This window comes from Hathewaya histolytica (assembly GCF_901482605.1).
GTDB lineage: Bacteria > Bacillota > Clostridia > Clostridiales > Clostridiaceae > Hathewaya > Hathewaya histolytica.
This window is the reverse complement of the sequence record NZ_LR590481.1, coordinates 192,435-206,001: the sequence shown is the minus strand read 5'-3', so window position 1 is coordinate 206,001 and position 13,567 is coordinate 192,435. Positions and strand designations below refer to the sequence as shown.

The following is a 13,567-nucleotide window of genomic DNA, read 5'->3' as shown; positions in this document are numbered from 1 at the left end:
GAGATATCTTATTTTTTTATTTATTACACAATAAGAAATGAAATAAATTTTATTTATAAATATAGCAAACTTTGAACTAACAAACCTGTAAAAAAGAGACTACATCTTAAAATAACTTTTAATCATTTTAAGATAGTCTCTTTAATTTATTATTATTAATAAGCTACTCTTCTTGCTCCACAATAATCGCCTCTACCCCAAACACTTGATATCTTAACCCTATCTCCTGTTCTTGGAGCATGTACATATTGTCCACCACCTACATATAATCCAACATGATGAGGTGATGCTGCACTACCAAAGAACACTAAATCTCCTACTTGTAGTTGATCTTTTGTTACTGGAATTCCTTCTTTTACTTGAGTATAAGTTGTTCTTGATAAGCCTATACCAACTCTTCCATATGCAAACTGTACTAGTCCTGAACAATCAAATCCACCATGAGATTGATCTCCTTTAAACTTAGGTTGTATCCAATTTCCACTACCATCCTTTTGTTGAGGGGTTGTCCCTCCCCAGACATACCATGACCCGATGAATTGCTTAGCAATTTCTACTGCACGTTGTGCAGCTGGTCCTGATTTAGGTATTTCATAAGAAACAGTACCTGAAGATCCTCCTCTTGAAGGCCTAACACCACTTGATGTTGTACCTCCACCATTTCCTGTTTGTGATGTTGTTGGTTTTGTTACTTTTGTTGGCGTTGATGTTGTTGGTCTTGGCGTTGTTGATATTGTTGGCTTTTTTGATGAAGCATTTACTGAAGATGATGTAGACCCTGATTCTCTATTAGTAACTGATGCTACTTCTCTATTACCTTGAGATACTTGTCTACTAATTCTTTCAGCTTCTATCCTTGCTCTTTCTCTACTTTCTATATTACTAATTTCATTATTTGCAGAGTTTATTCTATTTTGATTTTCAGATATTTTAGCCTCATATGTACTAACTATATCACCGTATTTCTCCATTCTCTTATTAGCCTCTGCAATTAAAGGCTCTTGCTTGTCTTTTGACTTTTTTATTGTGCTTAAATCTGTCTCAATACTAGATTTTAATGAAACTAATTTTTTCTTTTCTTTTTCTAATTTCGCTTTTTCTTTTTCTATAGTAGATTTTTGTTCTTTTAACTTTCCTATTATCTTCTTATCTAATTCTGAAACAGATCTTAAATTTTCTATTCTAGATATGAAATCATGTAATCCATTTGAATTAAGTACAATTTCTAAAAAGCTATCTGATCCACTCATGTACAAATTTTTAGCTCTTTTGCTAAAAATCTTTTTCTCTTCCTTCATATCATCTTCCGTTTTAGCTATTTGTTCTTTTGATTTGTTTATTTTATTATTAGCAGCATCTATATTTTTATTGGCATCTTGAATTCTTACCATATTATTTCCAATTTCATTATCTAATTTTTCTATTTCAATTTCAATAGCTTGTAGCTCTTTTACTGCCTTGTTATAGTCTACTTTGCTTTTATCCAATTCAGCTTGATTTTTAGTTATTTGTTGCTTTTCAGAATTTATTACATTCTTTTGCTGTTCTACTGATGGACTAGCAAACACTGGCGTACTTATTGTCCCTATAATAGCCAATGAAACCAATACAGACAAAACCTTCTTATTCAACCTAACCCCTCCTATATTTTATTGATGTCATTCAAATATATTATAGCATTTATTTTGTAAAAATAATATCCTAATGTGTTAAATTTTCTATAATTTTAATTCCATTTAATATATGCTTAAATTAATTATACAACATTTTTCAATTTTTTGTAAGTCATGTTGATAAATTTCCCTCTGCAATCTAAATTTACCTAGCTATAAACCACAAAATAAAAACTCAGTCTTATAAAAATCATGAGAAACATGATTATAAATAAGTTTTCTGAGTTTATATGTTTATATATACTTTTACGGTTTAATATGCTACCCTTCTAGCTGCACAAAAATCTCCTCTACTCCATAAATTAGAGATTTTGATTCTGTCTCCTGTTTGTGGTGCATGTAGATACTCTCCATTTCCTATGTATATACCTATATGATGTGGTGCAGATATATTTCCAAAGAAAACTAAGTCTCCTGGTTGTAACTGTGATTTTCCCACAGGCATCCCTTCATTTATTTGAGTAAATGTAGTTCTACTTAAATTTATACCAACTTGCCCATATGCAAATTGAACTAACCCTGAACAATCAAATCCTCCATAGGATTGATCTCCTCTAAATTTAGGAACCATCCACTTACCACTGGTATCCTTTTGTTGAGGTCTTGCACCTCCCCAAACATACCACGATCCAATAAATTGTCTAGCTACTGCTATAGCACGCTCTGCAGCAGGTCCAGATTTGGGCACCTCATATTGGACATCTAAAGCAGCCCCCCCTCTAGAATTTCTCATAAGCATATCTATTTGTGCTTTACTCTTTTTTATTTCTGATTCATATGTATTAATTATATTCTCATATTGCTTCTTTTTCTCTTCAGCCTTTTTAATCAATGGTTCTTGTTCTGCCTTGGCAGTATTTAATATATCTAGATCTTTCTGAAGATCATTCTTTAAAGTTATGCTTTCCTTTCGCTTAATTTCTAAATCTTCTTTTCTCTGATTTATTTTAGCCTTTTTTTCTTTTATTTGTGCTGTTATTTCTCTATCGTACTCAACAATGGCTCTTAAATTTTCTATTCTTGAAATAAAATCATGTAGTCCTTTGGAATCCAATACAATCTCTATATAATTATCCTTACCATTCATATATAGATTTTTAGCTCTTTTGTTGAATAGAGATTTCTCCCTTTTCATCTCATCTTCTGCTTTACTTAATTCTAACTGTGCTAGAGTGATCTTTTCATTTGTACTATCTATCCTCTTATTAGCATCTTGTATTTTTATCATCATATTTTCGATTTCTCTGTCTAACTTCTGAATCCTTGTTTCTACATCATTTATTTCTTTTATAGCTTTCTCATATTCAATCTTATTTTTTTCTATTTGAATTTTATTATTATTTATTTTGTTTTGCTCATTGTCTATGTTAGTAGATTGCACCTCTCCAGCTGGAATATCTGGCGTATCTGGAGCATATGGGTCTGCCAATACTTTTAAACTTAATGAAGTAATTAATATACCTGTAAGTATTAATACTCTTATCTTCTTATTCAATCTAATCCCCCTTAAAGAAACATTAACTTCCTTTAATACCCTATTAGTCTATGTTTTACTTATTTATATAATAAATTAATTATACAATGTTTGCATGCTTGTTGTAACTACTTCTTGCAAATAAATATATAGGTTTTGTATTAAATAAGCTACACTGTTAAATTATTTAAATACTTAAGAGTCGTATAAACGCCTTATACTTGACTAGATTTAATTGTTAATCACTTATATATCTATTGAATATTTATAAACTTCTCCTTTTGGTATACCTCGTTCTTTTGCAACTTTTTTAACTGCTTCTTTCTTACTAAGTCCATCCTCTATATATTTTCTAATATGGTCTTCTATACTTAAATCTTCCCATTTAGATATTTCCTCTTTCCTTATTTCCTCTAAACTTTTACCACTTACAACTAGTACATACTCTCCTCTTGGATTTATATCATCATAATAGTTTATAGCTTCTTCTAAGGAAAATCTCAATATTTCTTCATGTAACTTTGTAAGTTCCCTACAAAGAGATATATTCCTATTACCCAACCCCTCATATAGTGCTTCTAAGGTACTTCTTAATCTATGTGGTGCTTCATAAAAAATTAGAGTCTCTGTTCTATTTTTAATGTCTTCTAGTACAGGTTTTCTGTCCTTATTTTCTCTTGGAAGGAATCCTTTAAATAAAAAGCTTGTAGTGTCTAATCCAGAGTATACTAATGCTGTAGTTATCGCTGTTGCACCTGGGAGCACTTCAAAAGAAATATCTTCTTCTATACATTTTTGAACTACCACACTTCCTGGATCTGAAATCCCAGGAGTACCAGCATCAGTTATTATAGCCACACTTTTTCCGTTCTTTAATATAGATATCAAATCCTCACTTTTGCCTTGCTCATTATGTTTATGATAACTTATTAAAGACTTTTTTATATTAAAATGATTTAAAAGTTTTAAACTAACTCTTGTATCCTCACTAGCTACATAATCTACCTCATTAAGTACTTCTAAGGCTCTTAAGGTTATATCCTTTAAATTTCCGATTGGTGTCGGCACTAAATAAAGCTTTGACATTTTTATTTCTCCTCTCTATGAGAATTGTATATATTTATAATCTCCTCTGTATAACTTCCATCTATATTGTGAACATATAACGGGTCTTCCCACTTAAAAAATCTTCCTCCGTCCCTTTGTCCCTCTATGAGAACTATATTAGGTGCTTTATTAACTGACGGATGAACCATTCTAATTCTCTTAGGTTCTAATTTATAATCTCTCATTAAACTTAAAATATCAACTAATCTCTCTGGTCTATGAACCATAAAAAACCTTCCATTATCCTTAAGTAATACCCTAGAAGTCTTGATTACATCTTCAAGAGTACAACATACCTCATGTCTTGCAATAGCCATTTTATCTGTAGGGTTTAATATACCCGAATTATTCAACTTATATGGTGGATTGACTGTAATTACATCTACCTTATCTAATGACTTTATAAGCTTATTATCCTTTAGATCTATGTTTCTAAAATCCACTCTATGTTCTAACTCATTTAACTTTACTGTACGCAAAGCCATGTCTACCATATCTTCCTGTATTTCAATTCCTGTTATTTTCTCCGCCTCTGTCTTTCCAGCTAAAATAAAGGGAACTATTCCTGTACCTGAACACAAATCAATTACTTTAGCATTCCTTTTAACTCTTGCAAAGTTTGCAAGTAACACTGCATCTACTCCAAATCTAAAACCATCTTTCTTTTGAATAAGTTTTAATCCCTTTAATTGTAAATCCTCTAAAGTTTCATCTTCTCTTATAAATTCCATATTAAATCCTCTCCAATTTAAATATGTATAATAAATAGTTATTCTATATTAATGAATTTCTCATAGTAAATTATTCTATCATATAAAAGGATAAATGTATAATAATAGGACATACCTTTGTAAAAACCTAAAAGCCATTGAATTTCTTATACAAAATTAATAGTTAATAATTTTCATCTATTATATATAGCATCCTAAAAAGAACCACTTAACCTATATATTATAAAAATAGCATTTGACACTAAGAATATATATATCCTTAATTATCAAATGCTATAATTTTTATAAGCTATACTTTAAACCTTTTAGAATTACTTTAATTAAGTCTTAATTTATTTTCCTTTAAATAGGTTTACTATTCTCTTAAAGAATCCTACTTTTTCTTCCTTTACTTCTTCTTTCTTTTCTACCTTAGGTTTCTTTATTTCATCAGTTTTCATTATAAATTTAACTGATCCTTCCATACCTTCTCCAACACCTGTATAAGTTTTAAAGTTATCAGATAACTTCATTACTTCATTCTTAGTGTCTATTAGCTCCTCTATATCTCCTACTTTGCTTCCAAGTTTATCGTCTACTTTCTTTATGCCTTCATTATCAAATTTAGCCATTCCATCCCTTAGTTCACCTGACTTTTCAGCTAAAGTGCCACTTCCATCTTTTAAAGCTGAAATTCCACTAGATACTTTAGTAGAGCCTTCTTTTAACTTACTAGAACCTGAAGATAATTGACCTACTCCATTTTTAAGTTCATTTGCTCCAGCATCTAATTGTTTAGTTGCTGCCTTTAATTTAACTATTTTACTTGGATCAACAGCTTTTAATTTCTCATCTAAAGAAGCCATACCTTTGTTAATTTCAGCCTTTAGCTTACCTGTACCTGCTGCTAATTGTCTGCTTCCCTCAACAGCTGCTGGAATTTGTTCGTTCATTTGAGTAAGTCCGACTACTAATTCTCTGGTTCCTTGTTTTAATCCTTTTTTATCCTTTGGTAGGCCTTCCCCGGTTATTACAGATTTCAATCCATCAAGTGCTTTTGTTTTACCAATTCCTTTAATTTTAATTTGTTGTAATGTGTCTTTTTGTTTTGTAAGTCCGCCCTTTAACATCTCTTTTTGTTTTCCATCTGGCATAGAAGCTATAATTTGTTCCATTTGAGCAATTTCTTCAACTAATTTCCCTATATCTTGTTCTTGGCCTGCTTGTAGCTTATATGATTTATCTAAAACTTGTAAAACGCTATCTAATCCACCATTAAGTCTTTTGGCACCATCTAACAAGTCTTCAGTACCTTTTTGTAGAGCTGGCATCCCTTTTGCAAGCTTATTTGCTCCTACATCTAACTCTGATACTCCATTTTTCAAAGCAACCACTTGATTTTTCATTCCACTCATATCTGGAATAGAAATATTGTTAACTTCTTTCGCTAACATAGATGTTCCGTTTGATAATTTATCTGCCCCATCGTATAGCTTTTTTGAACCTGAACTTAATGTACCTATTCCAGAATCTAGTCCTGAATATGCTGAATTAAGTAGTCCAACTTTGTCTGCCATAGTTTTTGCTCCATCAGCTAATTTAGAGGTTCCATCTACAAGCTTATTGCTTGCATCCTTCATTTTATTTAATCCGTCAGTTAACTCATTTAAATCTTTTGCCTCTTTAAGTTTGTCTAATTGCTCTGGTAATTTAGATGTAGCTGTAACCATAACTGAACCCATTTCAAAGTCCTTTGTGTCACAAGTAAGTTCTAAAGTATCTTTTAAATCTATATCTAATGTTTCTTCTTTTATATCAAGACTTTCTTTCATTCCTGGTAATGATATAAAAGTTACTATTTGATTATTTCCTTCTGATATAATTTCTCCTGTATTCACTTTTACATTTGTAAAGTGTTCTAAAGGTAGATTTATTACAGATGCTGCTGCAAATGGTGTGTATACTGTTTTTTCCTTACCTTTTACAGTTACCTTGTGAGCATCCTTATTAATTACTTGAAGTTTCATTTTTAGTTTTCCTGTTTTTCCTACTATATCTTTAGGACTAACTTCTTTTCCGTCAAACTCATAAGTAACCTTCACTTCGATTGGTAATTGTTTATCTGTTTTTCCTTGATAGTAGATATCATTTTTATCTGACTTCCAAGTTAAGTTTTCTCCATTAGTTACAGGTTTCTCTTCACCTTTTACATTTTTTATATCTTTTAAGTTTGATTTATCTTTAATATCTGTATTAGTTTTATCTGAATGAATCCAATCACTTACTATTTGTTCTTTAACTTCACCTTTTTCTGTTAAAGTTACAAATACTGATTCGTCTTTTTTTACTCCTGAATTATTTGTAGTTGTTGTGGCAAAAACAACTTGTCCACCTAACATTGTTCCTAAAACAACTAAACTTACAACCTTCTTTGACATTGTATTCATATCTAACACCTCTCCCTTATTTTCCTATAGTGATGACTGTTGATTACTTTCCATAGATGTATCTCTCCACTTTCTTGTGGTTTTTGAAATTACTTTTTCAAAAATTATTAATAATGGAGGTAACATAATTATTATTGAGAACATACTTATAATAGCTCCTCTAGCCATTAGTAAACATAAACTCTTTATAAGTTCCATTTTTGATACTGCATAAACACCTATAGTTGCTCCAAAGAATGTAAGTGCACTTGTAACTATGGATTTTGAACTCTCTTCAATTGCTATTTTTATAGCTTCGTATTTATTAAGTCCATTATTTAACTCTTCTTTAAATCTACTTGTCATTAAAATTGCATAGTCAACTGTTGCACCTAATTGAATAGTACCAATTACTATACTTGCAACAAATGGTACTATTGTACCTGTAAAGTATGGAAGTCCTAGGTTAATAGAAATTGCAAGTTCTATAGCTAGTACCAAAATTACTGGTATTGATAAAGATGAAAATACTAATAATACTATTATGAATATAGCTAATATTGAAGATACGTTAACGCTCTTAAAGTCCTTATCAGCTATGTCAATTAGGTCTTTTGTAAGTGGACCCTCACCTGCTATCACTGCACCTTTATCATAAGATTTAACAATATCATTTAGCTTAGTAATTTGTTCATTTTCTTCCTTTGTTGCTGCTTTATATTTAGAATTTATCATCATTAAGCTATAATTGCCCTTTTTAGATACTTCCTTAATCTCATCTGGTATGAAATTCTCAGGTATAGATGCCCCCATTACAGAATCATAACTTAATACATTTTCTATTCCGTCTATATTTTCAATTTTTCCTACCATTTCTTTAACTTTATATGGCTCGATATTTTTATCAGTTATAACAAAATGTGTTGTTGTCATTTTATAGTCTTCTTTTAACTTATTTGTTGCTACTATAGAGTCTAAGTCTTTAGGTAATGCCTCATCTAAGTTATAGTATACCTCTGTATTGTTTTGAGCATATATAAATGGCACGAACAGCACTACAAAGAAAACTGCAAGTGCTTTATTGTGTTTTACTACAAAGTTTGAAACCTTTTTAAATCCTGGCATTACAGTTCTATGTGTGTACTTATGAATTGCTTTATCAAAGAACATAAGTAATGCTGGTAAAGTTGTTACTGTAGATAAAACTCCTAGTACAACACCCTTTGCCATAACTATTCCTATATCTTTTCCAAGTCCAAGTTTCATAGTGCATAATGCTAAGAATCCGGCTATAGTTGTAAGAGAACTTCCTGCAATAGATGTAAATGTACTTGCAATAGCCTCTGCCATAGCCTCTTCTCTATTTTCCCTCTTTGACTTTTCTTCCTCATATCTATGAAGTAAGAAAATAGAGTAGTCCATGGTTACCCCTAGCTGTAATACAGCAGCCAGTGCTTTAGTTATATATGATATCTCTCCTAAGAAATAATTTGATCCTAAGTTATATGCTATTGGGAACCCTATTCCCACTAAGAATATAAAGGGAACCACTGTTGATTCCATAGTAAGCATTAAAACTATAATTGCAAATGCTACTGCTATTAATACATAAAATGGCGTTTCTTTTTCTGCAAGTTGTCTTGTATCATGAATTATTGCTGACATTCCTCCAAGGAAAGCTCTTTTCCCTGTTATCTTTTTTATACTATCTACTGCATTAAAGGTATTGACTGATGCTGATCCTTCTTTAAACTTTATCATAATAAGAGTAGTGTCTTTGCTATAAAACATATTTCTAATTTTTTCTGGAAGCATTTCCTTCGGAACACTGATATCCATCGCATCACTTATCCAAATAGCTTTTTCTACACCCTTAACCTTCTCTATTTCTTCCTTTAGTTTTACCACATCTTTAGACTGCATATTCTCAACCATAAGCATTCCTGTACTTGCATTAGAGAACTCTTCATCTAATATTTTTTGGCCCTTCATAGTATCTAATTCCTGTGGAAGGTAACTTAAAATATCATAATTTATTCTAGTTCCTATAAATCCCAAAATTGAAGGAATTAAAAGTAGCAAGGAGATTAAAATTACTAAAACTCTGCGTTTTACTATAAATTCTCCAAATCTTTTCATATAATGTCACTCCTTTATATACTTAGTATTTTTCTTATTGAGTTAAATAGTATAGGTTTCATACTGTCGATATTATCTGGCTCACCTAAAATAATAGAGGAATACGAAACTGTTCCTATAAGTTCTATTATTATAAATAAGGTTTTTTCAGCTTCATCAGCAGTCATACCCATATTTTGCATGTGTTCCATGTATATTCCGATAGCTTTAACCATTTCCTCATTTTGCTTGGTATCAGTTAAAGCTCTTCTATAAATCCCCCATGAGAAGTTTTTGTTTATAATTTTCAATAGTATCTTGTTTTCTTTAAAATACTCTATTATATAATCTGTAAAGTATATTATCTGTTCAGCAAACTCCTCAATATTTTGTTCATCAGTTTTTTCCATTGCTTCTTTTATAACTAAAGCGCTCTTTTTTAGAACAATTCTGTTTATAATATCAAACTTATCTTTGAAATAAAGATAAAATGTACCCTTAGCTACCCCTGCCTTTTTTACAATGTCATCTATAGATGTATCATTGAAACCCTTCGTTCCAAAAAGCTCATAGGCAGCTTGAAAAAGATCACTCTCTTTCCTCTTCTTCTTTTGTGTTACCGTAACTTTTTTTGACATCTCCATTTAATCACCTTTCAAAAATTCTTCAAATAGTAAGAATTTTAATACTTTTATAAACTTTTATGCAATATTGACTTGTAGTCATTTTTTAGAACAAATATTATTATACAACTTAATGACTAATAGTCAACATTTCATTTTTTATGTTTTTTCCTTATTAATTAAAATTAACTCTTATTTACTTCAAAATGCTCCACTTTCCTTTTTTACTGTTAAATAAGTTTTAACTTTATGTTAATAGTTAGTAAAAATATGTACTAATTTTAAACAAAAAAATAAAAGATAGTATCAAACTTGATACTATCTTTTTACTATCTTTTTTTAATTAACAAATAAAATGTTCTATTCTTCTCTTATCTATTTGAGCTGATACCCATCTTGTTCCATTCCATCTATAACATATTATATAAGTATCATATACGGCTACAAGCCATATCCAAAATGCCCTTCCATTTCTAAGCCAAAGGTAAGTAAATCTATTAAAACAGTCACATAAACTTCTTCTTCCAGCGGTATGCATGGATTTTTGTGGTACATTTTTAGGGGGCGCTGACTTAGGAAATCCACCTCCTGGTTGAGTCATAGGTGGCATATTCATTTGTCTATTATAATCTAGCTCATACCCCTCGTCCTCGTACCCGTAGTCATCCATAACCTCAAAATCTTCGTCTCGGTAAAAGTTCATATTAAATCTCCTTATTTTAATTCTATCGCTATATAAATTATGAATTTATCTACTAATTTGTGATTACTTTTATTAATATGTTTTGTGACACATTTTAGTATCATCGCATAGTATAAATCATAAATTACTTTTAGTCTGTTCAAAAGAGGTGAGGTTACATGGATTGTACTAAAGTACTAAAACTTAGTGAAGTTCCTGTAGGAAAAAAAGCTAAAATAATTAAAGTTTCATCTACAGGACTCTCTAAACAAAGATTACTAGATCTAGGTATGGTTGAAAATACTATAATACATGTTTTAAGAAAAAGTGCTTGGGGAGATCCTACCGCATTTTTAATTAGAAATACCTGCATAGCTTTAAGATGTGAAGAATCAAGTAATATAGAGGTGATTTTATGGGATTAACTTACTCATCAACATCTAAAAAGTCTCTAAAAGATTTATTTAATGTGGAGAAAAGTAGTGAAGACGATTTAGTAGTTGCCTTAGCTGGTAACCCTAATACAGGAAAAAGCACAGTCTTTAATTCTCTTACTGGATTACATCAACATACTGGAAACTGGCCTGGAAAAACAGTTACTAATACCCAAGGTAAATATTCTTTTATAGATAAAAACTTTATAGTTGTAGATCTACCTGGAACATACTCTCTTCTTGCAAGCTCTATAGAAGAAATCGTAGCAAGAGATTTTATATGCTTTGGGAGACCTGATGTTACTGTAGTTGTTTTAGATTCAACTTGTATCGAACGAAACTTTAATCTTTTACTACAAATCATGGAAATAACACCTAGAGTTGTAGTATGTCTTAATCTAATGGACGAGGCAAAAAAGAAGAACATAAAGATAGATGTTACATCACTTGAAGAAAGACTAGGTGTGCCCATAGTTCCTTCAGTGGCCAGGAGTAATAAAGGGATGGATAATCTAAAAGAAAAAATTTATGACGTATCCCTAGGAAACATACTTCCTATTCCAAGAAAAATAGCGTATAGAAGTGAAATTACTAATATGATATGTGAATTATCGCCTAAACTAAAAAAAATCTTTGGGAACAACATTAATACTGATTGGTTAGCTTTAAGACTTTTAGATGGTGATAAATCAATATTAGATTCCATATCAAAATATTTAAATACGGATATAAATATTTATTAAGTAAACTTTTTATTATTTGTACATGAAATTAATATAAAGGAGGCTTATTTTGAATATTTTAAAGGATAAACCAGATTTTAAGTTTGATGATATTATTGACGAAGTTAAATGTTTTAGAGAAAATCATAAAAATGAGATTAGAGAGGATATAGTAGAAGATATCTACTCTAATGCAGAAGAAATACTTTCTAACTGTGTAGAAACGGATTTAGATAAAATAGATTCTCAGAAGAAAATAGACGATATTATTACATCAAAGACTTTTGGAATACCTATAATGTTTTTACTTCTTTCCATTGTATTATGGATTACTATTGAAGGTGCTAACTATCCTTCTGAAGCTTTAGCAACTTTCTTATTTGAAATTGAACACTCTATTACAACTCTATGTCAGAAGATTAATATGCCAACATTTTTGCATGGTATTTTAGTATTAGGACTTTATAGAACCTTAGCTTGGGTCATATCAGTTATGTTACCACCTATGGCTATATTCTTTCCTATCTTTACGCTATTAGAAGACTTAGGGTATTTACCAAGGGTATGCTTTAATTTAGATCACGTATTTAAAAAAGCATGTGCTCACGGTAAACAATGTTTAACTATGTGTATGGGATTTGGATGTAATGCAGCTGGGGTAATATCCTGCAGAATAATAGAATCCCCAAGAGAAAGACTCATTGCCATACTTACAAATAACTTTGTACCATGTAATGGAAGATTCCCAATTTTAATTGCAATATCATCTATATTCTTTGGATCACAATTGTTTGCAGGTTCAGGAACTTTCATTTCTGCCCTGATTATAACGGGATTAATTATATTATCTATATTAATAACATTACTTGTATCTTATATATTATCTAAGACCTTATTAAAAGGAATTCCCTCCTCCTTTACTTTAGAGCTTCCACCTTATAGGAAGCCTCAAATAGGAAGAGTAATATATACATCTATAATAGATAGAACTATATTTGTTCTTGGTAGAGCCATAGTAATAGCTGCACCCGCTGGTATTATAACTTATCTACTTAGCAATATATATGTAGGTAATTTAAGTATTGTAGGTCATGTAGCATCATTTTTAAATCCTTTCGCAAAATTAATTGGATTAGATGGATTTATATTAATGGCTTTTATATTAGGATTCCCTGCCAATGAAATAGTTCTGCCTGTACTTATAATGGCTTATATGTCAAAGGGTGCTATGATTGATTTCAATAGTTTAAGCGAATTAAAAACTATACTAGTTCAAAATGGTTGGACACATATAACAGCACTAAACACCATGTTATTTGCCCTACTACATTTTCCTTGTGCTACTACGGTATTAACTATTAAAAAAGAAACTGGTAGTTCAAAATGGACACTTTTTTCTATATTAATGCCTACTGCTATAGCTATAATGGTATGTTTTCTAACTAACCAATGCTATAACCTTTTAAAATTTGTATTATAAAATATAAACATTATAATAAGACAAACTTTAATTGTTTTTTTTAGAAAGGTCTATTTTTAACTACCTTTTAATATAAAGTAAAGAACCTTTTATAGTATCTATAAAAGGTTCTAGGGGA

Annotated in this window: 11 protein-coding genes; 3 read left to right on the top strand and 8 right to left on the bottom strand. The window is 30.5% G+C overall.

All coding sequences use genetic code 11. From position 1 onward, the window contains the following. Positions 1-155: 155 nt before the first annotated feature. The 8 genes from FGL08_RS01040 to FGL08_RS01005 all read right to left on the bottom strand — a co-directional run bounded on the left by FGL08_RS01040 (position 156) and on the right by FGL08_RS01005 (position 10,834). Positions 156-1,631, bottom strand: coding sequence for a C40 family peptidase (locus FGL08_RS01040; RefSeq protein ID WP_138209039.1), 1,476 nt, complete (start codon positions 1,629-1,631; stop codon positions 156-158). Positions 1,632-1,926: 295 nt separating this feature from the next. Further along, positions 1,927-3,168 (bottom strand): C40 family peptidase, encoded by a 1,242-nt coding sequence (locus FGL08_RS01035; RefSeq protein WP_138209038.1) that lies wholly within the window; start codon positions 3,166-3,168, stop codon positions 1,927-1,929. A gap of 225 nt (positions 3,169-3,393) precedes the next feature. Next, positions 3,394-4,233: a 16S rRNA (cytidine(1402)-2'-O)-methyltransferase gene (gene rsmI / locus FGL08_RS01030; protein ID WP_138209037.1), complete on the bottom strand. Its 840-nt coding sequence runs from the start codon at positions 4,231-4,233 to the stop codon at positions 3,394-3,396. A gap of 2 nt (positions 4,234-4,235) precedes the next feature. Beyond that, on the bottom strand, positions 4,236-4,985 hold the full coding sequence (locus tag FGL08_RS01025) for a tRNA1(Val) (adenine(37)-N6)-methyltransferase (protein ID WP_138209036.1): 750 nt from the start codon (positions 4,983-4,985) through the stop codon (positions 4,236-4,238). A 332-nt stretch (positions 4,986-5,317) separates the two neighbouring features. Further along, entirely contained in the window at positions 5,318-7,411 is a 2,094-nt protein-coding gene (locus tag FGL08_RS01020; protein ID WP_138209035.1) for a hypothetical protein, read from the bottom strand. 24 nt (positions 7,412-7,435) lie between these two features. Beyond that, complete coding sequence (locus FGL08_RS01015) at positions 7,436-9,529, bottom strand: efflux RND transporter permease subunit (protein ID WP_138209034.1); 2,094 nt, start codon at positions 9,527-9,529, stop codon at positions 7,436-7,438. A 14-nt stretch (positions 9,530-9,543) separates the two neighbouring features. Beyond that, entirely contained in the window at positions 9,544-10,152 is a 609-nt protein-coding gene (locus tag FGL08_RS01010) for a TetR/AcrR family transcriptional regulator (protein ID WP_138209033.1), read from the bottom strand. Positions 10,153-10,474: 322 nt separating this feature from the next. Continuing rightward, positions 10,475-10,834, bottom strand: coding sequence for a hypothetical protein (locus FGL08_RS01005; RefSeq protein WP_138209032.1), 360 nt, complete (start codon positions 10,832-10,834; stop codon positions 10,475-10,477). 158 nt (positions 10,835-10,992) lie between these two features. Here FGL08_RS01005 and FGL08_RS01000 point away from each other — a divergent pair, with 158 nt between their 5' ends. From FGL08_RS01000 to FGL08_RS13710, 3 genes are read left to right on the top strand one after another with little or no spacing between them, the layout of a single operon-like run. Further along, positions 10,993-11,238, top strand: a complete 246-nt coding sequence (locus tag FGL08_RS01000; RefSeq protein WP_138209031.1) for a FeoA family protein — start codon at positions 10,993-10,995, stop codon at positions 11,236-11,238. Further along, a complete protein-coding gene (locus tag FGL08_RS13715; RefSeq protein ID WP_138209030.1) occupies positions 11,229-11,990 on the top strand; it encodes a FeoB small GTPase domain-containing protein in 762 nt (253 codons plus the stop codon). The genes FGL08_RS01000 and FGL08_RS13715 overlap by 10 nt, the downstream gene beginning before the upstream one ends. A gap of 49 nt (positions 11,991-12,039) precedes the next feature. Then, on the top strand, positions 12,040-13,449 hold the full coding sequence (locus FGL08_RS13710) for a nucleoside recognition domain-containing protein (RefSeq protein WP_243117917.1): 1,410 nt from the start codon (positions 12,040-12,042) through the stop codon (positions 13,447-13,449). Positions 13,450-13,567: the final 118 nt, after the last annotated feature.

What these genes read in the sequence shown, in the direction of transcription:
- rsmI (WP_138209037.1), bottom strand. Translation starts at nt 4,233, where the DNA reads ATGTCAAAGCTTTATTTAGTGCCGACACCAATCGGAAATTTAAAGGAT.
- FGL08_RS01025 (WP_138209036.1), bottom strand. Translation starts at nt 4,985, where the DNA reads ATGGAATTTATAAGAGAAGATGAAACTTTAGAGGATTTACAATTAAAG.
- FGL08_RS01020 (WP_138209035.1), bottom strand. Translation starts at nt 7,411, where the DNA reads ATGAATACAATGTCAAAGAAGGTTGTAAGTTTAGTTGTTTTAGGAACA.
- FGL08_RS01015 (WP_138209034.1), bottom strand. Translation starts at nt 9,529, where the DNA reads ATGAAAAGATTTGGAGAATTTATAGTAAAACGCAGAGTTTTAGTAATT.
- FGL08_RS01010 (WP_138209033.1), bottom strand. Translation starts at nt 10,152, where the DNA reads ATGGAGATGTCAAAAAAAGTTACGGTAACACAAAAGAAGAAGAGGAAA.
- FGL08_RS01005 (WP_138209032.1), bottom strand. Translation starts at nt 10,834, where the DNA reads ATGAACTTTTACCGAGACGAAGATTTTGAGGTTATGGATGACTACGGG.
- FGL08_RS01000 (WP_138209031.1), top strand. Translation starts at nt 10,993, where the DNA reads ATGGATTGTACTAAAGTACTAAAACTTAGTGAAGTTCCTGTAGGAAAA.
- FGL08_RS13715 (WP_138209030.1), top strand. Translation starts at nt 11,229, where the DNA reads ATGGGATTAACTTACTCATCAACATCTAAAAAGTCTCTAAAAGATTTA.